General features: G+C 67.8%; 23 protein-coding genes and 1 pseudogene. 15 read left to right on the forward strand and 9 right to left on the reverse strand.

The window, feature by feature from the left end:
- Positions 1-51 precede the first annotated feature (51 nt).
- A pseudogene (locus tag Q0316_RS00295) lies at positions 52-438 on the reverse strand (Crp/Fnr family transcriptional regulator); the annotation flags it as partial.
- Between the two features lie 192 nt (positions 439-630).
- Between Q0316_RS00295 and hemN the strand changes: the two are divergent.
- Positions 631-1,950, forward strand: a complete 1,320-nt coding sequence (gene hemN / locus Q0316_RS00300) for an oxygen-independent coproporphyrinogen III oxidase (RefSeq protein ID WP_298667928.1) — start codon at positions 631-633, stop codon at positions 1,948-1,950.
- Here hemN and Q0316_RS00305 read toward each other — a convergent pair.
- Positions 1,934-2,131 (reverse strand): hypothetical protein, encoded by a 198-nt coding sequence (locus tag Q0316_RS00305; protein ID WP_298667931.1) that lies wholly within the window; start codon positions 2,129-2,131, stop codon positions 1,934-1,936. The genes hemN and Q0316_RS00305 overlap by 17 nt on opposite strands.
- A gap of 124 nt (positions 2,132-2,255) precedes the next feature.
- Between Q0316_RS00305 and Q0316_RS00310 the strand changes: the two genes are divergently transcribed.
- From Q0316_RS00310 to ccoS, 9 genes are all read left to right on the forward strand, one after another.
- Positions 2,256-2,915, forward strand: a complete 660-nt coding sequence (locus tag Q0316_RS00310; protein ID WP_298667934.1) for a Crp/Fnr family transcriptional regulator — start codon at positions 2,256-2,258, stop codon at positions 2,913-2,915.
- 139 nt (positions 2,916-3,054) lie between these two features.
- Positions 3,055-4,704: a cytochrome-c oxidase, cbb3-type subunit I gene (gene ccoN / locus Q0316_RS00315; RefSeq protein ID WP_298667937.1), complete on the forward strand. Its 1,650-nt coding sequence runs from the start codon at positions 3,055-3,057 to the stop codon at positions 4,702-4,704.
- 14 nt (positions 4,705-4,718) lie between these two features.
- Positions 4,719-5,453: a cytochrome-c oxidase, cbb3-type subunit II gene (gene ccoO / locus Q0316_RS00320; RefSeq protein ID WP_298667940.1), complete on the forward strand. Its 735-nt coding sequence runs from the start codon at positions 4,719-4,721 to the stop codon at positions 5,451-5,453.
- Positions 5,450-5,611, forward strand: a complete 162-nt coding sequence (locus tag Q0316_RS00325) for a CcoQ/FixQ family Cbb3-type cytochrome c oxidase assembly chaperone (protein WP_298667942.1) — start codon at positions 5,450-5,452, stop codon at positions 5,609-5,611. The genes ccoO and Q0316_RS00325 overlap by 4 nt, the downstream gene beginning before the upstream one ends.
- Positions 5,604-6,524 carry a cytochrome-c oxidase, cbb3-type subunit III gene (gene ccoP, locus Q0316_RS00330; protein ID WP_298667945.1) on the forward strand — a complete coding sequence of 307 codons (921 nt, stop codon included), beginning with the start codon at positions 5,604-5,606 and terminating at the stop codon, positions 6,522-6,524. The genes Q0316_RS00325 and ccoP overlap by 8 nt, the downstream gene beginning before the upstream one ends.
- Complete coding sequence (ccoG, locus tag Q0316_RS00335) at positions 6,511-8,007, forward strand: cytochrome c oxidase accessory protein CcoG (protein ID WP_298667947.1); 1,497 nt, start codon at positions 6,511-6,513, stop codon at positions 8,005-8,007. The genes ccoP and ccoG overlap by 14 nt, the downstream gene beginning before the upstream one ends.
- Positions 8,004-8,462 carry a FixH family protein gene (locus tag Q0316_RS00340; protein ID WP_298667950.1) on the forward strand — a complete coding sequence of 153 codons (459 nt, stop codon included), beginning with the start codon at positions 8,004-8,006 and terminating at the stop codon, positions 8,460-8,462. The genes ccoG and Q0316_RS00340 overlap by 4 nt, the downstream gene beginning before the upstream one ends.
- A complete protein-coding gene (locus Q0316_RS00345; protein ID WP_298667953.1) occupies positions 8,459-10,585 on the forward strand; it encodes a heavy metal translocating P-type ATPase in 2,127 nt (708 codons plus the stop codon). Before Q0316_RS00340 ends, Q0316_RS00345 begins: the two co-directional genes overlap by 4 nt.
- Positions 10,582-10,785 (forward strand): cbb3-type cytochrome oxidase assembly protein CcoS, encoded by a 204-nt coding sequence (gene ccoS, locus Q0316_RS00350; protein ID WP_298667957.1) that lies wholly within the window; start codon positions 10,582-10,584, stop codon positions 10,783-10,785. Before Q0316_RS00345 ends, ccoS begins: the two co-directional genes overlap by 4 nt.
- 82 nt (positions 10,786-10,867) lie before the next feature.
- On the opposite strand, the gene Q0316_RS00355 is transcribed toward ccoS, so the two are convergent.
- The 5 genes from Q0316_RS00355 to hutI all read right to left on the reverse strand — a co-directional run bounded on the left by Q0316_RS00355 (position 10,868) and on the right by hutI (position 16,947).
- Entirely contained in the window at positions 10,868-11,368 is a 501-nt protein-coding gene (locus tag Q0316_RS00355) for a MucR family transcriptional regulator (protein ID WP_298667960.1), read from the reverse strand.
- A gap of 419 nt (positions 11,369-11,787) precedes the next feature.
- On the reverse strand, positions 11,788-13,446 hold the full coding sequence (gene hutU / locus Q0316_RS00360; RefSeq protein WP_298667963.1) for a urocanate hydratase: 1,659 nt from the start codon (positions 13,444-13,446) through the stop codon (positions 11,788-11,790).
- The gene (gene hutG / locus Q0316_RS00365; protein WP_298667966.1) at positions 13,443-14,237 is read right to left on the reverse strand and encodes an N-formylglutamate deformylase; all 795 of its coding nucleotides are present in this window, start codon (positions 14,235-14,237) and stop codon (positions 13,443-13,445) included. The genes hutU and hutG overlap by 4 nt, the downstream gene beginning before the upstream one ends.
- The gene (hutH, locus tag Q0316_RS00370) at positions 14,234-15,760 is read right to left on the reverse strand and encodes a histidine ammonia-lyase (protein WP_298667969.1); all 1,527 of its coding nucleotides are present in this window, start codon (positions 15,758-15,760) and stop codon (positions 14,234-14,236) included. The genes hutG and hutH overlap by 4 nt, the downstream gene beginning before the upstream one ends.
- Entirely contained in the window at positions 15,757-16,947 is a 1,191-nt protein-coding gene (gene hutI / locus Q0316_RS00375; protein WP_298667972.1) for an imidazolonepropionase, read from the reverse strand. Before hutI ends, hutH begins: the two co-directional genes overlap by 4 nt.
- A gap of 66 nt (positions 16,948-17,013) precedes the next feature.
- Between hutI and Q0316_RS00380 the strand changes: the two genes are divergently transcribed.
- Positions 17,014-18,363 (forward strand): formimidoylglutamate deiminase, encoded by a 1,350-nt coding sequence (locus Q0316_RS00380; RefSeq protein WP_298667975.1) that lies wholly within the window; start codon positions 17,014-17,016, stop codon positions 18,361-18,363.
- Positions 18,360-19,061, forward strand: a complete 702-nt coding sequence (locus Q0316_RS00385) for a UTRA domain-containing protein (protein ID WP_298667978.1) — start codon at positions 18,360-18,362, stop codon at positions 19,059-19,061. Before Q0316_RS00380 ends, Q0316_RS00385 begins: the two co-directional genes overlap by 4 nt.
- Positions 19,062-19,067: 6 nt before the next feature.
- Here Q0316_RS00385 and Q0316_RS00390 read toward each other — a convergent pair whose 3' ends face one another.
- Positions 19,068-19,631 (reverse strand): helix-turn-helix transcriptional regulator, encoded by a 564-nt coding sequence (locus tag Q0316_RS00390; RefSeq protein ID WP_298667981.1) that lies wholly within the window; start codon positions 19,629-19,631, stop codon positions 19,068-19,070.
- Between the two features lie 87 nt (positions 19,632-19,718).
- Here Q0316_RS00390 and Q0316_RS00395 point away from each other — a divergent pair, with 87 nt between their 5' ends.
- From Q0316_RS00395 to Q0316_RS00405, 3 genes are read left to right on the forward strand one after another with little or no spacing between them, the layout of a single operon-like run.
- A complete protein-coding gene (locus Q0316_RS00395) occupies positions 19,719-20,186 on the forward strand; it encodes a DUF6456 domain-containing protein (RefSeq protein WP_298668013.1) in 468 nt (155 codons plus the stop codon).
- Between the two features lie 19 nt (positions 20,187-20,205).
- Positions 20,206-21,153 carry a diaminopimelate epimerase gene (dapF, locus tag Q0316_RS00400; RefSeq protein WP_298667985.1) on the forward strand — a complete coding sequence of 316 codons (948 nt, stop codon included), beginning with the start codon at positions 20,206-20,208 and terminating at the stop codon, positions 21,151-21,153.
- A complete protein-coding gene (locus tag Q0316_RS00405) occupies positions 21,150-21,977 on the forward strand; it encodes a class I SAM-dependent methyltransferase (protein ID WP_298667988.1) in 828 nt (275 codons plus the stop codon). The genes dapF and Q0316_RS00405 overlap by 4 nt, the downstream gene beginning before the upstream one ends.
- Here the strand turns inward: Q0316_RS00405 and Q0316_RS00410 are convergent.
- A complete protein-coding gene (locus Q0316_RS00410) occupies positions 21,926-23,704 on the reverse strand; it encodes a chloride channel protein (protein ID WP_298668017.1) in 1,779 nt (592 codons plus the stop codon). The two genes, Q0316_RS00405 and Q0316_RS00410, sit on opposite strands and share 52 nt — an antisense overlap.
- Positions 23,705-23,783 lie beyond the last annotated feature (79 nt).

A 23,783-nucleotide genomic window follows, 5' to 3' on the forward strand; every position in this document is an offset into this window, starting at 1 on the left:
AAAGGCCAGCGGACGCGTAAACTCGCCTTGTAACGCAGATGGCAGTCATGAGAGCGTATATTCGAGCAGCTTGTGCTCCAGCGCCGGATGTTCGCGCGCGAAGGCATCGAAATCGCGGCGATTGAAAACGCAGACGCGCGCGTCGGTCAGCGCGGTCACTTCGTGGCTGGATGTGGCGGCGAACGGGCGCCCGATGAAGTCCGCCGGATAGACCAGGCCGACGATCTGCTCGCGCCCGTCGCGCGTGCCGGAGGAAAGCTTGAGCATCCCTTCGACGACATTCGCCACCCGGAGCGAATCCTCGCCTTCCCAGATCAGCGATTCCCCGGCGGCGAGTTGCTGGCGGCGCCCGATCGCGTTGAGTGCCTCCATCTCCCTGGCGTCCAGCGCGGAGCAAATCGCGCGGTTTCTGATGGCGCACAGGTCGCAGCTTGACATGCGATAAGGCTAGCAGCCGGGGCCCATGGGAGCAATCAAATCCGCCAGCGCGATTCCAGTTCTCGTGCCATCGGGCGTAGGCATCGTCGGCGTGCGGGCAAGATTTCGGAAGCTGCCCGTGAGACGAATTTTCCGGTCGCCTAATTGATCGAAATCAAATGAAGTTGGCACCGAGCCGCATAATTCATTCGTATGTGGACCTATCACCCCGATCTGCTCGCGACGCCGGTGCCGCGTTATACCAGCTTCCCGACAGCGGCCGAATTCGGCGATATCGCCGCGCACCATGTGGAAGCGGCGCTGGACGGCGTTGGCGCGGGCACGCCCGTCTCGCTTTATCTGCACATCCCTTATTGCCACGAGATCTGCTGGTATTGCGGGTGCAACACCGGCGCGGCGAACCGCACCGGGCGCGTGGCCGCCTATCTTGAGCGGCTGATCGGCGAAATCCGGCTGCTCGCGCGCCGATTGGGCGGGCGTGGCCGCGTGGGCCGGATCGCGTTCGGTGGGGGCAGCCCCAATGCGCTGACGCCCGCGCAGTTCGCCGCGCTGCTGGGCGAAGTCCGCGCCGCGTTCGATTGCGCCGATGCCATCGTGTCGGTGGAACTCGATCCGCGCCGGTTCGAGCCCGGCTGGGACGAAGCATTGGCCAGCGCGGGCGTGACGCGCGCCAGCCTCGGCGTGCAGACCTTCTCGCCCGCCCTGCAACGGGCGATCGGCCGCATCCAGCCGGTGGAAATGATCGCCGATGTCGCCGCCCGGTTGCGCGCGACGGGGGTGAATTCGATCAATTTCGATCTGATGTATGGCCTGCCGGGGCAGGACACGCGGCTGTTGCTCGACACGATCGACACCGCGCTTGATATGCAACCGGATCGGCTGGCGGTATTCGGTTATGCCCATGTCCCGCATCTGATCCCGCGCCAGCGCCGGATCGACGCGGACGCGCTGCCGGGATCGGAGGCGCGGTTCCGGCAGGCGGAGGCGGCCCACCAGCGGCTGGTCGAGGCAGGCTGGCGCCCGATCGGCTTTGACCATTTCGCGCAGGCTGGCGATCCCCTTGCGCTGGCGGCGCGCGCGGGGACGCTGCGGCGCAATTTTCAGGGATTCACTGACGACCCCGCCGACGTGCTCATCGGGCTGGGCGCGTCTGCGATCAGCATGTTCCCCGGCCTGCTGGCCCAGAACGAAAAGAATAGCGGTCGCTATCACCTGCGCATCGCCGGTGGTGGCCTCGCGGTCGCGCGCGGTATCCGGCGCAGCCGGGTTGACCGTTGGCGCGCGCGGGCGATCGAGCAACTGCTCTGCCGGGGCAGCGCCGATCTCACCGGCTTGCCCGATCTCGCCGCGATCGGTGAACGCCTTGCGCCCTTTGTCGCGCGCGGGCTCGTCACCCGGATGGGAGAGCGGCTGGCGCTGACGCCGGAAGCGACGCCTTATGCGCGCGCGATCGCCGCGACGATTGATCCTTATCGCCAGCATAGCGCAACGCGGTTCAGCAGTGCGGTATAGTCGCTGCCTGGCCGTGCCCGGCATCGCGGCGATATGCGCCCTTGCCGCCGTTCCGTTGCAGGCTGCGGCGGAGCCGGCGCCGGCGATGATCGGAATCTGCGGTCGGCCCGGCATGGAGATCAGGCTGCCGCACACGCCGCGACAGCAGCCACGGCGCGACGATGGTGCCTGCGGTTGCCATGCGGTCAACCCGCGCAAGCGCGCGAATTGCTGCGATGCCGACGACGCCGGCTGAACGATGCGCCAGGTATCAACGCGCCAATGAGGCGCGTGCGGCGCCCGCGCGGCAATGCCGGACATGCCCGGTGCGGGGTGCCTCGCTGTGCGCGGCGTTGGAGGACCGCGAACTGGCGCTGCTCCATGCCGGTCGATCGCGGCATATAATTCCCGCGGGGGATCGCCTCGACAACTATTGCGACGTGCGCGCCAATATCGTGTCCGGCGCGTTCAAGCTGTCGATCCGCGCGGACGACGGGCGCGAGCAGATCGTGGATTTGCTGTTCGCCGGAGACTTCCTCGGCGCGCCTTGCCCGCGCGAGCAGGATGTGACGGCGATCGCGCTGGCCGAGACGGAGATATGTTCGTTTTCGCAGCTCCCGTTCACCGATGCGCTGGATGCCTTTCCGGCGATGCGCCGGATGCTGCTGGAGCGCACGATTGGCGCGTTCGAGCGCGCGCGCGGGCGCCTGCACATGCTCGCTCACGCCAGCGCGCGGGAACGGGTGGCCGGGTTCATCCTCGATTTCGCTTCGCGCGCGGATGGAAAGCCGGTGCGGATTCCCTTGCGCCGACGGGAAGTCGCGAATTTCCTGGGCCTCACCGTGGAGACGGTAAGCCGCCAGTTTGGCCGTTTGCGGGCGGAAGGGGCGATCACGCTTGTCAACGCGCGCGAGTGCACGGTGCCCGATCGCGCACGGCTCACCGCCATCGCCGGGACATTTCCTGTAATTGATCCAGATCAATGAAAGCGCCCGCCGCCTCTCGCAACGTCGGCGCGCCGGGCGCTGACAAGGGGGAAGCGTTCGGCACCCTTTTTCTGATTCCCCGAGGATAAGCGGCCGGATTGCCAACCGGCCCGGCATCTTGCGCAACGAGGTAAAGCGAATGGCAAACGATATCAGCGCGTCCGCCGGGTGGCTGTTCCTCGCGCTGCTTGCGGTGTTCGCCGCGGCGACCGCGGTGGATGGCGGCTTCGCGGTGCACATGGGGATCGCCGCCGCCGCCGCGTTCTTCGTCGCGGTGCGCGGGCTGGGCGCCAAGCCGAGGGAAGGCATGGGGCCGCGCGTTTCGCCGGCAACCGCCGGGCAATATTATGACGATGTGATCCGCTGGGGCGTGATCGCCACGGTGTTCTGGGGCATCGTCGGCTTCCTCGTCGGCGTGCTGATCGCCGCGCAATTGACCTTCCCGCAACTGAACCTTGGCGAATACATCAATTTCGGGCGTATCCGGCCGCTGCACACCTCCGCGGTGGTGTTCGCGTTCGGGGGCAATGCGCTGATCGCCACCAGCTTCTACGTCGTGCAGCGCACCTGCCGCGTGCGGCTGTTCTGGCCGAACCTCGCGAACTTCGTGTTCTGGGGGTATCAGTTGTTCATCGTGCTGGCCGCCACCGGCTATGTCATGGGCATCACCGAGGCGCGCGAATATGCCGAGCCCGAATGGTATGTCGACATCTGGCTGACGATCGTGTGGGTCGCTTATCTGATCGTGTTCGGCGGCACGGTGATCCGCCGGTCCGAACCGCACATCTATGTCGCCAACTGGTTCTACCTGAGCTTCATCATCACGATCGCGATGCTGCACATCGTGAACAACCTGTCGATGCCGGTCAGCCTCGTCGGGTCGAAATCCTATTCGGCCTTCTCCGGCGTGCAGGATGCGCTGACGCAATGGTGGTACGGGCACAATGCGGTGGCGTTCTTCCTCACCGTGCCGTTCCTGGCGATGATGTATTACTTCGTGCCGAAGCAGGCGGAGCGGCCGATCTACAGCTATCGCCTGTCGATCGTGCATTTCTGGTCGCTGATCTTCCTCTACATCTGGGCGGGGCCACACCATCTGCATTACACCGCGCTGCCCGATTGGGCGCAGACGCTGGGCATGGTCTTTTCGGTCGTGCTGTGGATGCCGAGCTGGGGCGGGATGATAAACGGCCTGATGACGCTCAACGGCGCGTGGGACAAGATCCGCACCGATCCGATCATCCGCATGATGGTGTTCGCGCTCGCCTTCTACGGCATGGCGACGTTCGAGGGGCCGATGATGTCGGTAAAGAGCGTCAACTCGCTCAGCCATTATACCAACTGGACGATCGGGCACGTCCATTCGGGCGCTTTGGGCTGGAACGGCATGATAACCTTCGCGGCGGTCTATTATCTCGCGCCGCGCCTGTGGGGGCGGGAACGGCTCTATTCGCTGCGCATGGTGAACTGGCACTTCTGGTGCGCCACGCTCGGCATCGTGCTCTACGCCTCGTCGATGTGGGTGGCGGGCGTCATGCAGGGGCTGATGTGGCGCGAATATGGTGACGACGGCTATCTGGTCTATTCGTTCGCCGAGGTGGTGGCGGCGCTCCACCCCTATTACCTGATCCGCACTCTGGGCGGCGGCTTGTTCCTCACCGGCGGCCTCCTCATGGTCTGGAACGTGTGGATGACAATCCGCGGGCGGATACGCGAGGAGGCGCCGATGACCACGGCAGCCTATGATCCCGCGCGCGATCGCCCGCTCGTCCCCGCCGAAGCTCGATAAGGAGGAGCCGAGACATGGCTGCCTGGGCAAATCGCCACAAGAAGATCGAACGCAACGTCACCTTGCTGGGCGCGCTTTCGCTGGTCGTGGTCGCGATCGGCGGGATCGTCGAGATCGCGCCTTTGTTCTGGATCGAATCCACCGTGAAGCATGTCGAGGGCGTGCGGCCCTATACCCCGCTCGAACTGGCGGGGCGGAATATCTACATTCGTGAGGGCTGCTACGGCTGCCACAGCCAGATGATCCGCCCGTTCCGCGACGAAGTGGAGCGTTACGGCCATTACAGCCTCGCGGCGGAGAGCATGTACGATCACCCGTTCCAATGGGGATCGGAACGCACCGGGCCTGATCTGGCGCGCGTCGGCGGGCGTTATTCGGATGAATGGCATGTCCAGCACATGAAGAATCCGCAGTCGGTCGTGCCCGAATCGATCATGCCGAAATACGCCTTCCTCGCGAATCGCAACCTCGACACGAGCCGGCTGGGCGCGGATCTCGCCGCGCTGCGCAAGGTCGGCGTGCCCTATACCGACGAGGATATCGCCAAGGCCGACGAGGACGCGCGGACGCAAGGCTTCGGCGAGGGCGACACCGCCGGGCTCGCCAGGCGCTATCCCAGGGTGCAGGCGCGCGATTTCGACGGCGATCCGGGCCGGATCACCGAAATGGACGCGCTGGTCGCCTATCTTCAGGGGCTGGGCACGCAGATCGACTTCAAATCGGCGAGCGCGCGGGAGGCGACGAAATGAGCACCTATGACACGATGCGCCATCTCGCCGACGGCTATGGGCTGGTCGTCATGGTCGGCGTGTTCGCCGTGCTGATCGGCTGGGCCTTCCTGCCGCGCAATCGCGCCGCGAACCGCCGCGCCGCCAACAGCATCTTCGACGAGGCCGAAAATGGCTGACAACAAGCGCATCGACACCGCGACCGGCACCAGCACCGTCGGCCACGAATGGGACGGGATCGAGGAACTCGACACACCGATGCCGCGCTGGTGGCTGTTCGGCCTGTGGGCGTCGGTGGTGTTCGCGATCGGCTATTGCATCGTCTATCCCGCCTGGCCGCTGATCCACGGCGCGACGCCGGGCATCTGGGGCTGGACGAGCCAGGGGCAGCTCGCGCGGGAAACCGCGCAGGAGAATGCCCGCCGCGCGCCGATCATGGCCGCGCTGGCGAAAACCCCGATCGAGCGAATTCCGTCCGATCCGAAGCTTCTGGCGGCGGCGGTGGAGGGCGGGCGCTCCGCGTTCAAGGTCTATTGCGTGCAATGCCATGGTTCGGGCGCGGCGGGGGGCAAGGGTTATCCCAACCTCAACGACGACGACTGGCTGTGGGGCGGCGATCTCAAGACGATCCAGCAGACGATCACCCACGGTATCCGCGAGCCGGGCGACGCCGACACCCGCATGTCGCAGATGCCCGCGTTCGGGCGCGACGGCATCCTCAATCCCGGCGAGGTGGAGGACGTGGTGTCCTACGTGCGCTACATCTCGCATCAGGAGACGGCGAGCGCCGCGGCGAAGCGCGGCAAGGCGCTGTTCGCGAACAATTGCGCGGTCTGCCACGGCGCGCAAGGCAAGGGCGACCGCGCGATGGGCGCGCCGAACCTGACCGACGCGATCTGGCTCTATGGCGGCGATCGCGACACGCTGGTCCACACGGTCAACAATGCGCGCTACGGCATCATGCCGGCATGGGGGCACCGGCTCGATCCGGCGACGATCAAGATGCTGGCGGTCTATGTCCATTCGCTGGGCGGCGGCGAGGCCAATCCGGCGCCGGCGCCGGCGCAGGCGGGCGGCAATGCCGAGCGCTGACATCGCGCTCGATCCGCGGCCACGGCTTTTCGAGGCGCGGCGCAAGGTTTTCCCGCGCCGCGTCGACGGCATCTTCCGCCGCCTGAAATGGGCGATCATGGCGGTGACGCTGGCGATCTATTACGTCACGCCGTGGCTGCGCTGGGATCGCGGGGCCTATGCCCCCGATCAGGCGGTGCTGGTCGATCTGGCGCACCGCCGCTTCTACATGTTCTCGATCGAGATCTGGCCGAACGAATTCTATTATGTCGTCGGCCTGCTCATCATGGCGGCGGTGGGGTTGTTCCTCGTCACCTCGGCGGTGGGGCGCGCATGGTGCGGCTATGCCTGCCCGCAGACGGTGTGGACCGACCTGTTCGTCCATGTCGAGCGCGCGATCGAAGGCGATCGCAACGCGCAGATCCGGCTGGATCGCGCGCCCTGGGGCGTGGAGAAGATCGCCAGACGCGGCACGAAATTCGCCATCTGGCTGCTGATCGCCATGTCGACCGGCGGCGCGTGGATCTTCTATTTCGCCGACGCGCCGACGCTGGCGCGCGAGTTCCTGACCGGCACCGCGCCGTTCGTCGCTTATTCGACGGTCGGCATCCTTACCTGCACCACCTTCACGCTCGGCGGGTTCCTGCGCGAGCAGGTGTGCATCTATATGTGCCCGTGGCCGCGCATCCAGTCCGCGATGATGGACGAGAAGTCGCTCACCGTCACCTACAAGGACTGGCGCGGCGAACCGCGTACGCACGGCCTGAAGCGCGCGCAGGCGCATGAGGCGGAGGCCGCCTCCTCGCTCGTCCGCATGGCGCAGGGCGAGAAGGTCGGAGACTGTATCGACTGCAACGCCTGCGTCGCGGTCTGCCCGACCGGGATCGACATTCGCGAAGGCCCGCAGATCGGCTGCATCACCTGCGGCCTGTGCATCGACGCGTGCGACGAGATCATGGAGAAGGTCGATCGCTCGACGCGCCTGATCGGTTACACCACCGAAGCCGATATGAAGCGCGCCCGCGCCGGCGAAATGCCGGTGCCGCCGATGAAGCGGCTGCTGCGCCCGCGCACGATCGTCTATTTCATGATCTGGGCCGGCATCGGCTGCGGCATGTTGTTCGCGCTCGGCACGCGCACGCACATGGGGGTGAGCGTGCTCCAGACGCGTAATCCGTTGTGGGTGCGGCTGTCCGACGGAGCGATCCGCAACACCTATACCGTGAAGCTGCGCAACATGGAGGGGCGCCCGCGCGACTTCGTGGTGACGCTGTCCGGCATCGACGCGCGGATGTGGACCGATGGCGGATCGCGCGAAACGGCGGGCAGGACGGTGACGATCACCGTGCCCGCTGACCGCGTCGGCAAGGCGCAGGTGTTCGTGATCGCCCCCGCGCAAGGGCCGCAGCGCAGCGCATTGCTGTTCACCGCGACCGCCGTTGACGACAGGAAAGCCGCCGCCAGCGACAGCAGCTATTTCGAACGCCCGGAGGCCAATCCATGATCCGCCGCTTCACCGGATGGCACATGGCCGCGATCCTCGTCGCTTTCTTCGGCGTGGTGATCGCGGTGAACGTGACGATGGCGACCTTCGCCGCCACCACCTTTGGCGGCGTGGTGGTGGAGAACAGCTATGTCGCGAGCCAGCATTACGATCGCTGGCTAGCCGAGGCGCGCGCGCAGGATAAGGCGGGGTGGCGCGCGGTGCCGGCGGCGGCGGCGGGGCGGCTTGCGATCGCGCTGACGCGGCGCGGCGACGCGGTGGCCGATGCGGCGCTGACCGCCACCGCGCGCCACCCGCTTGGCCGCGCGCCCGATCAAAAGCTGACATTGCGCTGGGATGCCGCTGCCGCGCGCTACCTCGCCGATCAGCCGCTGCCGCCGGGGCGCTGGCTGATCGAGATCATCGGCGCGCGTGGGGCCGAGCGGCTGCGTTTCGAGGATGAGGTGCGGATGTGAGCGCACCGGCCCGTCCGGTGGCCGCGCAGCCGCTCGCCACCTCCACCTTCGTGGTGGAGGGGATGCGCTGTGCGGGTTGCATCGCCAAGCTGGAGCAGGGGCTTGCCGCGCTGCCCGGCGTGGCCGCCGCGCGGGTCAATTTCACCAATCGCCGGGTGCGCATCGACCATCTTGACGAAATCGCCGAAGACAGGCTGATCGGCGCGATCGACCAGATGGGCTTCACCGCGCACGCTTTCGCTGGAGACGCGACCGACAGCGGCAAACGCGAATCGCGCCGGCTGGTGCTCGCGATGGCGGTCGCCGGCTTCGCGATGATGAACATCATGCTGTTGTCGGTGGCGGTATGGTCCGGCGCGGACGGCGCGACGCGGCAATTGTTCCACTGGCTCTCCGCGCTGATCGCGCTGCCGACGGTCGCTTATTCCGGGCGCGTCTTCTTCACGAGCGCGTGGGGGGCGCTCAAGCGCGGGCGCACCAACATGGATGTGCCGATCTCGATCGGGGTGCTCGTGGCGCTCGCGATGAGTCTTTACGAAACCGCGCTCGGTGGGGCGCACGCCTATTTCGATGGCGTCGTCATGCTGCTGTTCTTCCTGCTCGGCGGGCGCTTTCTCGACAGCGTGATGCGCGATCGCGCGCGCGGTGGGGTCGATGCGCTGCTGCGCCGCTTGCCGGCGGAGGCGACGGTGATCGCGCGCGATGGCGGGCACCAGCGCCGCGCGATCGCCGAACTGGCGCCGGGAATGCGGCTGCTCGTCGCGGCGGGGGAGCGGATCGCGGCGGACGGCATTGTCGAGCACGGCGAGAGCGCGGTCGATCGCTCGCTGGTTACCGGGGAAAGCATCGCCGAGCCGGTGGCGCCCGGCGCGGAGGTGCTGGCGGGCACCGTCAACCTCGCCGCGCCGCTTACCGTCAGGGTGACGCGCGCGGGCGAGGCGACCGCGATTGCCGATATCGCGCGCCTGATGGAAAGCGCGGGCCAGGCCAAATCGGCCTATATGCGGATCGCGGACCGGGCCTCGCGCCTTTATGCGCCGGCGGTGCACACCCTTGCCGCGCTGACGCTCGCCGGCTGGCTGATCGCGGGGGCGGGGTGGCATGTCGCGCTGACCAATGCGGTGGCGGTGCTGATTATAACCTGCCCGTGCGCGCTCGGCCTTGCGGTGCCGGTGGCGCAGGTCGTCGCCTCGGGCGCGCTGATGCGTGCCGGGGTGCTGGTGAAGGACGGTTCGGCGCTGGAGCGGCTGGCGAAGGCCGATGTGGCGCTGCTCGACAAGACGGGGACGATCACGCTCGGGCGCCCGGTGGTGATGGGCGGGCTGCCCGATGCCGCGGACGAACGCGCCATTCTTCACGCGCTGGCGCGCGCCAGCCGCCATCCTGCCGCGATGGCGGCGGCGGCGGCGCTGGTCGACGAAGCGACCGCGCCGGTCACGGATATCGTCGAGGAAGCCGGGCTGGGTGTGCGCGGCGCGGCGCGCGGCGTCGCGGTGCGACTTGGCCGACCGGGCTGGGCTGGCCCGGCGAGCGACGATGCCTCGATCGTGTTTCGTATCGGTGGCGGCGTGTCGCACGAAATCCGCGTCGCCGATCGCGCGCGCGATGATGCGGCGGCGGCGCTCGCGCGGCTTGGCGCGGCGGGGCTGGCGCCGGAGATGGTTTCGGGCGACGCCCCGGCTGTGGTCGATGCGCTGGCCGCTGCGCTCGGCATCCCCGGCCGGGCGCGCGCGACGCCGCAAGACAAATATGCCATCGTTCGCGCCGCTGAGGCGGACGGGCGACGCGTGCTGATGGTGGGGGACGGGATCAACGACGGGCCGGCGCTCAAGGCGGCCTATGTCTCGATGGCGCCGGCGACCGCCAGCGACGTGGGGCAGATGGCGGCGGATCTCGTGTTCGTCGGCGGGCGGTTGATGGCGGTGCCGGTCGCGGTCTCCGCCGCGCGCCGCACGATGCGGGTGGTGGCGCAGAATTTCGCGCTGGCGATCGGTTACAACGTGCTCGCGGTGCCGCTGGCCGTTGCCGGCTTCGTCACCCCGCTGATCGCGGCGCTGGCGATGTCAGGCTCGTCGCTGATCGTCGTCGCCAATGCGATGCGGCTCAGGGGCGCGGCGCGGTGAACAGCGTTGGCGTTCTCATCCCGATCGCGCTCGTCCTTGGCCTTTCCGGGCTGGCGGCCTTCTTCTGGGCGGTGCGTTCGGGCCAGTACGACGACATTGATGGCGCCGCGCTGCGCATTCTCAACGATGATGCGCCGCACGACGATCGGAACGGTTCCGATGGCCTCGCTGACGGGGAAAAGGCGCGGTCGCGCGAATAGTTTGCGGCGCGGCGCATCGCGCACGCCTGGGGTGATATCGCCCGCTTTCCCGACCGAGAGCCGGGGAAAGCGGGCGTAACGCTCAGCCTTCGGCCTGCGGGGCGCCCTTGCGGCGACCGCGACCCGAGGGCGCGCTTTCCGCTTCGGCCTTGCGCTTCATGCCCGGCTTGCGGCCCAGGCCGATCTTCTTGGCCATCGCGCGGCGCGCTTCCGAATAGCTTTCCGCAACCATCGGATAATCCGGCTTCAGCCCATAACGCTGGCGATATTCTGCCGGAGTAAGCCCTTGGCCGGCAAGGTGACGGCGCAAAGTCTTATACTGTTTGCCGTCGATCATCGAGATGATGAAATCCTTGGACGCAAGCGATTTGCGCACCGAAACCGCCGGGACATATTCCGCCGCTGCTTCCGGCGCGCTGACCGACTCGGCCTCCGTGGAAAGGCCGGCGACCGCTTCATGCATCTTCTTCAGGAATGCGGGCACATCTTCGCCCGATGCACGGGTATTCGGGTTGGACAACCACGCGATGGTCAACTCGGTGGCAAGCTCTACCGTGTTGGTGTCGATGGCTTCTTCTGACATGGGGCGCTCCTGCGAGTTTCTGGGATTGTCAATAGCAGCGAACATTCATTCGTCAATATCTCGCCAGAGATTGCGGGCAAGTACTATTGTCAGATGCCAAGAACAGCCATGTCCGTACAGATATTCCGCGCGGCGAAACCACATCGGGCGAGTCATCGTGCGACAATTGAAGATATGGGGAATTTCCCTATCGCGTTAACAATGCAGGACAGTACGCCGAACCTGTCGCCGGTGACAGGTTTGTTGTATTGCACACTATCATCGCGCGCGATCCGGTGCGCCGATATGATACAAATGTTGCCGCGCTGAAATATTTGAGATCGAACAATCAAGCTGATTCATTCAGCCGCGATCGGCGGAAAAAGAAACGCCGCCACGCTTGGCGCGCGGCGGCGAACAAGACAGTCGTTAAAATGCGATCAGGTGATAATCGCGGGAAGATCCAGCCGTTTGTCCCGCGCGCAATCAAGTGCGATATCATAGCCGGCATCCGCGTGGCGCATCACGCCGGTTGCGGGATCGTTCCACAACACGCGCTCAAGCCTTCGTGCTGCCTCGGGTGTGCCGTCTGCTACGATCACCATGCCGGCGTGCTGCGAATAGCCTATGCCGACCCCGCCGCCATGATGCAGCGAAACCCATGTCGCGCCCGAGGCGGTGTTGAGCAGCGCGTTGAGCAAGGGCCAGTCGGACACCGCATCCGAGCCGTCGCGCATCGCTTCCGTCTCGCGGTTGGGGGAGGCGACGGAACCGGAATCGAGGTGATCGCGCCCGATCACCACCGGGGCCTTCAACTCGCCCCTCGCCACCATTTCGTTGAACGCGAGGCCGAGCCGGTGCCGGTCGCCCAGCCCGACCCAGCAGATGCGGGCGGGCAGGCCCTGAAAGTGGATGCGCTCCCGCGCCATGTCGAGCCAGCGGTGGAGGTGGGCGTTGTCGGGCAGCAACTCCTTCACCTTGGCATCGGTGCGGTAGATATCCTCCGGGTCGCCGGAGAGGGCGGCCCAGCGGAACGGGCCGATGCCGCGACAGAATAGCGGGCGGATATAGGCCGGCACGAAGCCGGGGAAGGCGAAGGCGTTCGTCACGCCTTCGTCCTTCGCCACCTGACGGATGTTGTTGCCGTAATCGACCGTCGGCACGCCCGTCGCCTGGAACGCGAGCATCGCCTCGACATGCCGTGCCATCGACGCGCGGGCGGCGGCGGCGACGGTCGCCGGATCCTGCTCGCGCACGGCGATCCAGCGCTCGACCGTCCAGCCGGCGGGAAGATAGCCGTTCACCGGATCGTGCGCGCTGGTCTGATCGGTCAGCAGGTCGGGGCGGATCCCGCGCGCATAAATCTCGGGCAGTAGTTCAGCCGCATTGCCGAGCAGGCCGACCGATACCGGCGCCGTGGCATTGGCGATGATTTCCAGCGCCTCATCAAGGCTGGTGGTGGCGCGATCGAGATAGCCGGTGCGCAGGCGCATCTCGATCCGGCTCTGCTGGCATTCGATCGCCAGGCACGACGCGCCCGCCATCACTGCTGCGAGCGGCTGCGCGCCGCCCATCCCGCCAAGCCCGGCGGTGAGCAGCCATTTGCCCGAAAGATCGCCGCCATAATGCTGGCGCCCCATCTCCACGAATGTCTCATACGTGCCCTGCACGATGCCCTGCGTGCCGATGTAGATCCAGGAGCCGGCGGTCATCTGGCCATACATTGCCAGGCCCTTGCGATCGAGTTCGTCGAAATGCTCCCAGGTCGCCCATTTCGGCACGAGATTGCTGTTCGCGATCAGCACGCGCGGCGCGTCGGCGTGGGTGCGGAACACGCCGACCGGCTTGCCGGACTGGATCAGCAGCGTCTGATCGTCCTCCAGCCGCCGGAGCGTCTCGACGATCTTGTCGTAGCTTTCCCAATCACGCGCGGCGCGACCGATCCCGCCATAGACGACCAGTTCCTCCGGTCGCTCGGCGACATCGGGGTGGAGGTTGTTCATCAGCATCCGCAAGGGCGCTTCGGTGAGCCAGCTTTTGGCGGAAAGCGCGGTGCCGGTGGCGGGCTTGATGACGCGGGTGGGATCGAGACGGGTCATTGCGCGAAATCCAGACAGGCGTTGAGGATATGGCGCAGCGTTTCTGAAAGCGGCGCGGCGAAGGCGGGGTCGAAAGCGGGCGGCCAGTTGGCCTCCCCTGGCAAGGCGGGTTCGGCGGCATAGCCACGGATCGCCAGCTCCATCTGGATCGCGTGGACGCCATTTTCGGGCTGGCCGTAATGGCGCGTCGTCCAGCCGCCCTTGAAGCGACCGTTGACGATCTGATCGCGCGAGCAGGCGGCAGAGACGGCGGCGGTCAGCGCCGGATCGCAGGTAGTGTCGCCGTTGGTGCCGATGTTGAATTGCGGCAGTTCGCCGTCGAACAGGCGCGGGATGCGGCTACGGATCGAATGCGCGTCATAGAGCACGATGCGGGCGTGATTGGCGCGCAGCCGGGCGATCTCGGCGGCGAGTGCTGCGTGATAGGGATCGAAATATGCAGCGCGGCGTCGCGCGACCTCGGCGGCGTCGGGCGTGGGGTTCCTGTAGAGCGGCTCACCGTCAAACGTGGTGGTGGGGCAAAGCTCGGTCGTCGCCTGCCCCGGATAGAGCGAGGCGCCCGATGGATCGCGGTTCGCGTCGATCACGCTGCGCGAGATGGTGGTGCGCACGATCGTTGCGCCAAGATCGGCGGCGAAGGCATAGAGCTTCTCGATATGCCAGTCCGCATCGCGCCGGGCGAGCCATGGCGACGCGAAATGCGCCTCAAGCCCCGCGAGATCGGTGCCGGTGTGCGGCATCGCGACGATCAGCGGCGCGGTGCCGCGGTGGATATGGAGCCAGCCGGTCATGCCACGACACCGGGCAATGCGAAGCCGCTTGCCGTAACCAGCGCGCCCGATGATATCAGCGCGGTGGCTTTTTCCATATCGGGGGCGAAGTGGCGGTCGTTGTCGAGCGTCGGCACCTCGCCGCGGATCGCGGCGCGCGCCGCCTCCAGCGCGGCGGACGAGGCGAGCGGGGTGTGGAAATCACAGCCCTGCGCGGCGGCCAGCGCCTCGATGCCGATGATGTTGGCGGCGTTCGCGGCCATCGCCAGCAGGCGGCGGCTGCCGTGCGCCGCCATCGAGACATGATCCTCCTGATTGGCCGAGGTGGGAATCGAATCGACCGAGGCGGGATAGGCGCGCTGCTTGTTCTCGCTGACCAGCGCCGCCGCCGTCACCTGCGGGATCATGAAGCCGGAATTGAGGCCGGGGCGCGGGGTGAGGAATGCGGGCAGGCCCGACAATGCCGGATCGACCAGCATCGCGATGCGGCGTTCGGCGATGTTGCCGATCTCGCAGATCGCGAGCGCGATCATGTCGGCGGCGAAGGCGACTGGCTCGGCGTGGAAATTGCCGCCCGACAGCGCCTCGTCCGTTTCGGGGAAGATCAGCGGGTTGTCGCTCACCCCATTCGCCTCGGTGGTGAGCGTCGCCGCTGCCTGGCGCAGCACATCGAGCGCGGCGCCCATCACCTGCGGCTGGCAGCGCAGGCAATAGGGATCCTGTACGCGCGGATCATTCTCGCGGTGGCTGGCGCGGATCGCGCTGCCCGCCATCAGGTCGCGTAGCGCATCGCCGACCGCGATTTGCCCGGCATGGCCGCGCAGCACGTGGATGCGCGCGTCGAACGGCGCGTCGGAACCCTTGGCCGCCTCGGTCGACAGCGCGCCGGTGATGAGCGCGGCCTGGAACACGCGCTCGGTCTCGAACAGGCCGCCGAGCGCGTTCGCGGTGGAGAATTGCGTGCCGTTGAGCAAGGCCAGCCCCTCTTTCGGGCCAAGCTCCAGCGGCGACAGGCCGGCGCGGGCGAGGGCCTCGGCGGCGGGGAGGGTTTCCCCGTTCGCGGCCATCTCGCCTTCACCGATCATCGCGGCGGCCATATGCGCGAGCGGGGCGAGATCGCCCGACGCGCCGACCGAGCCCTGGCACGGGATCACCGGCAGCAGATCGTTTGCCAGCATCGCCTCAAGCAGCGCGATAGTCTCCGGGCGCACGCCGGACGCGCCGACACCGAGGCTGGCGAGCTTGAGCGCGAGCATCAGGCGGACGACGCCCGCCGGAGACGGCGCGCCGACCCCGGCGGCATGGCTCAGCACGATATTGCGCTGGAGCGTGGCGAGATCCGCGTCGCCGATCCTGACGCTGGCGAGCTTTCCGAAGCCGGTGTTGATGCCGTAAACCGGCTCGTGCCGCGCGATGATCCGCGCGACAGCGGCGGCGCTTTCCGCGATGCGCGGCGCAGCGCTGGCGTGGAGCTTCGCGGGCGCGCCGCGATAGATGGCGCGCCAGTCGGCCAAAGGAACCTGGCCGGGAATAAGAACGATCACTTGCCTCTCCGAATGCGGGTGTGAAGCGGATTGAAACCGATGCGATAGACAAGCTCCGCCGGGCGCTGGATGTCCCAGATCGCGAGGTCGCATTGCTTGCCGGGTTCGAGCGTGCCGATCGTATCGGCGCGACCCAATGCGCGGGCGGCGTTGATGGTCACGCCGCGCAACGCCTCGTCCACCGTCAGGCGGAAACAGGTCGCGGCCATGTTGAGCGCGAGCAGTAGCGAGGTGAGCGGCGATGTGCCGGGGTTGCAATCGGTGGCGATCGCGATCGGCACCCCGGCGGCGCGCAACGCGGCGATCGGCGGGAGCCTCGTCTCGCGGGTGAAATAGAAAGCGCCGGGAAGCAGGGTGGCGACGGTGCCGGCGGCGGCCATCGCGGCGACGCCGGCTTCATCGAGATGTTCAAGGTGATCGGCGGATAGCGCGCCATGCCGCGCCGCCAACGCCGCGCCGTGGAGATTGGAGAGTTGCTCGGCATGAAGCTTCACCGGCAGCGCGAAGCGCGCGGCGGCGGCGAAGACGCGTTCGGTCTGCTCAGGCGTGAAGCCGATGCCTTCGCAGAACGCATCGACCGCGTCGGCCAGCCCCGCGCGCGCGATCGCGGGGAGCATCGTGTCGCACACTTGGGCGATATAGCCGTTCGCATCGCCGGCATATTCCGGCGGCAGCGCGTGCGCGCCGAGGAAGGTGGTGGTGACGCTCACTTCACGCACCGCGCCCAGTCGGCGCGCGGCGCGCAGCATCCGTGCTTCGCTGTCGAGTTCCAGGCCATAGCCGGATTTGATCTCGATCGTCGTCACCCCTTCGGCAATCAGCGCATCGAGCCGGGGGAGCGCGGCGGCGACCAGCGCATCCTCGCTGGCGGCGCGGGTGGCGCGCATCGTGGAGACGATCCCGCCGCCCGCACGCGCGATCTCCTCATAGGAGGCGCCGGCAAGCCGCAGTTCGAATTCGTGCGCGCGATCACCGGCGTGGACGAGATGGGTGTGGCAATCAATCAGCCCCGGCGTGATCCAGCGACCGGCGCAATCAATCGTGTCGCGCGCGGGCGGCGCGGCGGCGGCGGGGCCGGCATAGACGATTACGCCTTCGGTGCAGGCGATTGCGCCAGCCTCCACGATGCCGAGGCCGGAGCCGGTCATCGTCGCGAGTCGGGCGTTGGTCCACAGACGATCAGCCATCGGCGCATCATTGCAGTGTCCGGTTATAATGTATAGACATTATTGCGAGGCGATCAGGAGACCATCGTGACGACGCTGCATTTTGCCGAAGCGATGCTCCCCGATGGCTGGGCGCATGACGTGCGGGTGACGATCGCGGACGGCGCGATCCTGTCGGTTCAGTGCGGCATTGCGGCAGCGCCGGATGACGAGCACCACGCGATCGCGCTGCCGGGGATGCCGAACCTGCACAGCCATGCGTTTCAGCGCGGGATGGCGGGGCTGGCCGAGGTGGCGGGGCCGGGCGACGACAGTTTCTGGACGTGGCGCGAGGTGATGTATCGCTTCGCCACGCGCGTTTCGCCCGATGATCTGCTGTCGATCGCCGCGATGGCCTATGTCGAGATGCTGGAGGCCGGGTTCACCCGTGTCGGCGAGTTCCATTACCTACACCACGCCCCCGGTGGCGCGCCTTATGCGAACCGTTCCGCGATGAGCGCCGCGATCGTGGCGGCGGCGGCGGAGACGGGAATCGCGCTGACCCATCTGCCGGTATTCTATGCGCATGGCGGGTTCGGTGGCGCGGCACTGAGCGAGCGACAGGCGCGGTTCGCGCATGACCTTGATGGCTTCGCGCTGCTGCTGGACGGCGCGCGGGCGGCGTGCGCCGCATTGCCCGATGCGGTGGTGGGAATCGCGCCGCACTCGCTTCGCGCGGTGACGCCCGAGGAACTCGCCGCGCTGGAGACGCTGGCGCCCGAGGCGCCGATCCATATCCATATCGCGGAGCAAATGCGCGAGGTGGAGGATTGCCTTGCGTGGAGCGGTGCGCGGCCGGTCGAATGGCTGCTCGACCATGCGGCGGTGGACGCGCGCTGGTGCCTCGTCCACGCGACGCACATGACGGCGATGGAAACCGCACGGCTGGCGCGATCGGGCGCGGTTGCGGGGCTATGCCCGATCACCGAGGCCAATCTCGGCGACGGCATCTTCCCGGCGGTGGATTTCCGCGCCGCTGGCGGCCGGTTTGGCGTGGGATCGGATTCGAACGTGCTGATCGACGCGGCGGAGGAACTGCGGCTGCTAGAATATGGCCAGCGGCTCGAACGGCGCGCGCGCAATCTGCTGGGCGGCGGCGGATCGAGCGGCGACACCTTGTGGCGCGCGGCGGTTGATGGCGGTGCGCGCGCGCTGGGCGTGGCCAGCGGCATCACGGCGGGCAATGCCGCGGATATCGTCTCGCTCGATCGTGACCACCCGGCGCTCGTCGCGCGGGGTGGGGCCGCGCTTACGGATGCCCTGGTTTTCGCGAGCGCACGCGGCGTGGTCGATTGCGTATGGCGGCGCGGGGTGAAACGGGTGACGGGGGGGCGCCACGTCGCGCGCGGCGCGGTCGCCCGGCGCTATGCCGATTGCCTGGGCGGGCTGCTCGCGTGAGTTCGCTCCACACCCGGATCGTCCGCGAGATCGCCGGCGATATCCTGTCCGGCGAGTTGCCGGCGGGCGCGCGGCTGCCGGTCGAACAGGAATTGATGCTGCGTTACGGCTGTTCGCGGATGACGGTGAGCAAGGCGCTGGGCGAGCTTTCTCAACGCGGGTTGATTGATCGCCGCAAGCGCGCCGGCACCTTCGTCAGCCGCCCGCGCGTCCATTCCGTGGTGCTCGATATTCCCGATCTCGCGCAACAGGTGGCGGCGCGCGGGCAGGCCTATGCCTATCACCTCGCGGAGCGGCGGGTCCGCGCACCGGAGACATCGGCGGAGCGCGCGCTGGCGGGAACGGGGCAATTGCTCCAGCTCGATGGCGTGCATCTGGCGGACGGCTTGCCGCTGGCGGCGGAGCAGCGGCTGGTGAGCCTCGCCAGCGTGCCCGCAGCGGCGGAGGAGGGGTTCGTCGCGATCTCCCCCGGCACCTGGCTGCTCAGCCATGTGCCGTGGACAGAGGCGGAAACGCGGATCGCCGCCGCTGGCGCGCAAGGCGTGATTGCGGAGCGGCTGGGCGTGGCCGCCGGCACCCCCTGCCTCGTGATCGAGCGTTCCACCTGGCGCGGGGATGCCGGCATCACCTTCGTCCGCCAGCATTTTCTCGGTGCGCATTACGATCTTGTCGCGCGGTTCGGGCCGGGCGCGCGCTGACCGGCGCTAAAGCGGGCGTACCAGCCGTACGGCACAGGCCAGCCACGCGGCGCCAGAGACCGTTTGCGGCTTCGCACCGGGAGAAAGCGGCAGGACGGTGATCGCGCTCTCCGTTGCCGCGAGCAGCCGCCCGAAGGTGAACCGGCCCGCGGGCAATGGCGCCAGCACGTCCCGATTGAGCGCCCCGGCAAAAGCGTCAGGCGCGAGCATGTCGCACCAGAGTTCATCGCCCGCGCGATAATCGCCCGTTCCGCCGGTGACGGTGATGGCGACCGCGCCGGGCGATGGTTGCGGCGGCACGATCCGCGCGGCGCGGCGCGGCGCTTGCGCGCCATCCGCGCCGAGCGTCGCCACCACCACGAGATCGCCGCGTTCGGGGAGCGACACGAGGTCGTTCGCCGTCACCTCAAGTGCTGCGGCGATGCGATTGAGCCAGGCGACCGATACGGTGCGCGTGCCCATCTCCAGCCGCCCGATCGTCTGCGCGGTGGTCGGCGGGAAACAGCGGCGGGCGACCTCCTCCAGCGTCAGCCCCTTGGCACGGCGCACTTCGCGAATGGCGGTTATCATCTCGCAATCCTAACCAAATTGGTTTTAGTTCTGTCCTACAAACCATCCGTTATGGCAAGCTGCGATTTGCTGGCCGGAAGGATGATGATGCAGGAAATCGTGGAGAAAATCGTTGATGGTCAGGGTGTTGATTGCCGTGACGGCGAACGCGGGCGACGGGTGAGGGTGAATGTCGCCGAATCGCCCTTGTCGTGGCTCGCCGCGCGCGGGCTGGTCGATGCGCGGCAATGCGAGGCGGGGGAGCGGTTGCGCGGGGATTATGAGCGTGCCGCGATCCCGCCCGGCACGACGATGCGCTGGGGCGTGCAGCGGGTCGACGGCGGCGGCGGCGGCGGCGGGGTTGACCCGACAATGGCGCGGATCGCGGCGAAGCGGCGGTTCGACGCGGCGATCGCGGATGTGGGCCGTGGGCTTGCGGACATATTGTGGCGCGTCGTGTGCGCCGGAGAGCGCCTGCCCGAAGCCGAACGCGCGCTGGGCTGGCCGACGCGCGCCGGGCGGCTGGTGTTGACGCTGGCGCTCGATCGGCTCGCGGATCATTACCAATTGCGCTGAACGCTGGTAGAGAGGCGCGATGCGGTTCGAAATTGTCAAATGTCACGGATCGGGAAATGATTTCCCGCTGATCGACGCGCGGGGGATCGCGCTCAACGATGCGCAATGGTCGGTCGTCGCGCGCGCGCTGGCGGATCGGCGCGGTGCGGTCGGCGGGGACGGGTTGTTGCTGTTCACCGATCATCACGGCCACGCCGGGTTTCGCATGTTCAACGCGGATGGGTCCGAGGCGGAAACATGCCTGAACGGCGTGCGCTGCGTCGCGCGGATGGCGTTCGAGCGCCTGGGCGTCGATCGCGCGACCCTGCATCTGATGCACTCGACGGTGGAAATCGCGCGCGAACCGGATCTCGCGCCGGGCGTCTATAGCGTGCGCGAGGTTGCGGGACCGGTGGGGCTGGACGTGAGCGAATGGCCGCTCCACGGCGAGACGCATGAAATCGTCGAGCGACCGATCGCGCGGCTCGATTCCGCGCTCGCCTTCACCGCGATCGCGATGCCCAATCCGCATCTGGTGGCGTTCGTAGAGGCGATCGACGAGGACGCGCTGATCCGCATCGGCGCGATCTGCGAGGCGGCGCCGGACTGGCTGCCGAAGCGCGCCAATGTGTCGTTCGTGCGCGTGCTGGGGCCGGACGCGATCTTCGTGCGCACCTTCGAGCGCGGCGTGGGGCTGACCGACAGTTGCGGCAGCGCGATGGCGGCCTCCGCCTTCGCCGCCGCGCTGACCGGGCGGACCGACTTCGCCCGCGACGTGATCGTGCGCAACAAGGGCGGGCTGGTGATGGCGCGCGCCGAGGGTGACGGGATGGTCGCGCTCAACGGCAATGCGACGTGGGAATGGGAAGGTGCTGTGAGCGTCGATCTGGCGACGGGCATCGCGGGCGATCTGATTGTCGCGCGCCATTTCAATGCGGAGATCGCCGCCTGGGCAGCGGTCGCCGAAGCGAGCGCGGCGGCGGCGTGACCATCCATCCCAGCGCGAGCGAGGGCTATGCGCTGGGCGCCTCCATTTATGTGATGGGGCGGCCGGACTATCCGCCCGCCGCGCTGGATTGGTTGCGTGACGTGATCGGGCTTCGTGCCGGGCGATCGGTGCTGGAGATCGGCGCGGGAACCGGCAAGTTCGTGCCCGTGCTGCGCGAGGCTGGGGCGACGGTGCTGGCGCTGGAGCCGGTGGCGGCGATGCGGGATGCGCTCGCGCGCGGCTTTCCCGAAATGAGCGTGCTGGACGGAGCCGCGGAGGCGATCCCGCTGCCCGATGGCGCGGTCGATGCGGTGGTCTGCGCGCAGGCGTTCCACTGGTTCGCCACCAGCCGGGCGTTGGCCGAGATGCGCCGTGTGCTCAAGCCCGGCGGGATGCTGGGGCTGATCTGGAACGTCCGCGATGAGAAAGTCCCATGGGTCGCAGCGCTGAGCGCGATCACCGATGGATGGGAGAGCGGCGCGCCGCGCTTCCGCACCGGCGCATGGCAACGGGTGTTTCCCGCGCCTGGCTTCGCGGCGACCGGCGAACAGCGTGCGCGCCATACGCATGTCGGGCGTGCCGAGGAGGTGATCGTGGCGCGCACCTTGTCGGTGAGCTTCATCGCGGCGCTGCCCGATGCGGCGCGGGCCGCGGTGGAACGACAGGTGCGGCAATTGATCGCCGACACGCCCGACTGGCAGGGGAGGCGCAGATCGCCTTTCCCTATGAGACGCGGATGTTCGCGTTTCGCCGGGTGGATTGAGCGCGGCGCCTATTGCTCGCCGAACAATGCGCGCTGCGCCTTGTCGAGTTCCTCGGCGTAGCGACGGTGAACGAACACTTCGGTGACGATGCCGAGCACATGGGCATCCGCATCGAGCACCGCGAGTTCGTCGGTCTCGGCCGCGTCGAACGCCTTCATCACCGCGGCGAGGTCCATGTCGGGAGAGAGCGCGGTGTCGGTGGCATGGGCGAGCGTCCCGGCTGCTGCCTCCAGATCGGTCCCTTCCGCGAACGCGGCAGCGGTGGATACGATGCCGGCGTAACGCTCGTCTTCGCCGATCAGTATGACGCGGCTCGTCGCGCCGAGCGGGAAGCGGCGGCGCAACTCCGCGATGGTGATCGCCGCCGGTGCGATCGCGGTGCCGCGCCGCATCATCCGGCCGGCGGTGAGCGCCTTGGTCCAGCTCACGTCGCGCGCGCTCTTGATCGTCTCGCCCCTCAGATGCAGGCGCCAGGTGGAGAATGAATAACCGAACAATTCTCGCACGATGGTGGACGAGACGAGGCACGCGGCAAGCACCGCGCCGGTAAGGCTGAAATTGCCGGTGGCTTCGAGGACTAGCATGGCCATGGTGAAGGGGCCGCCGACGATCGCCACTGCCAGTGCGGCCATGCCCACCAGCGAGGCATTGGCGGGATCGAGGATCGGGACGCCGACGATCCAGGCGAGAAAATTCGCGTAGAGATGCCCGACCAGGGTGCCGAGGAACAAAGACGCGAAGAACAAGCCGCCGCGAAACCCGAAGCCGAGCGACACGATCGACGCGAGGCTTTTCGCGAGCAGCACCCCGATGATGAAGCTGACCGGCAGCACCGACATCATGTCGATATGGAGCGCGCTGTGCCCGGCGGAGAGCACCTGCGGCGAGAAGGCCGCGATCGGCATCAGCAGCAGCCCGCCGAGCACCGGGCGTGCCCAGCCGGGAAGCCGTGCGCGCGCGGCCCCCTCCACCAGCGCCACCGCGCGCATCAGCACGATGCCGAACAGCGCGCACACCGCCGCCAGCCCGGCATAGACCAGATAGCCGAAGGTATGGATCGCCGGCCCCGGCTGGACATGGACGATATAGGGCACGACGCCGAGCCGCTGCGCGACCTGCGCGCCCGCCAGCGCGGCGGCGGCGACCGGCGCGATCGCCGCGGGCGTATAGGCGCCGATGACGATTTCAAAGGCATAGAAGGCCCCCGCGATCGGCGCGCCGAACGCCGCCGCGATCGCCGCCCCGGCCCCTGCGCCGACCAGGATCCGCATATCCGCGCGCCTGAGGCTGAACCAGCGCCCGGCGAGCGAGCCGAACAGCGCGCCGATCTGGGCATAGGCCGCCTCCAGCCCGACCGACGCGCCGAAACCGTTCGACACCATCGTCTGCCCCGCGATCACGCTGCTATCCGCCTTGGACATGCGCCCGCCGTGCAGCGCATTCGCCTCCACCGCATCGACGAGCGGGCGCCGCCGCGCGCGCACCGCCCAGCTAAATAGCACGAGCATCGCCCCGCCCGCCGGCAGCACGAGCAATTGCAACGGATTGAGCGCGGGCGCGCCGCTCAGCCGCATCTCGCCGGGCAGCCCGAACAGCAGGTGCTGCATCGTCCGCGCGATCCCGCCGATCACCACCGTCGCCAGCCCCGCCGCCATGCCCGCGACCAGCGCCAGCGCGATGAACGAAAACTCGCTACCGCGCACCCGCTGCCGCAGCCAGCGCAACCATGCCGGCACCCGGCGGAACAGGCGCGGATTGGCGTTGGGCAGGAGCAAAACCGGGCGCATCACCGCCATGGCATGGAGCCGCCGCGCGGAGAAGTCACGGGGGATATGGCGGGATAGCGAGGGATATATCGTCCGGAGA

The sequence above is a fragment of the uncultured Sphingomonas sp. genome (assembly GCF_937871615.1).
Classification (GTDB): Bacteria; Pseudomonadota; Alphaproteobacteria; order Sphingomonadales; family Sphingomonadaceae; genus Sphingomonas.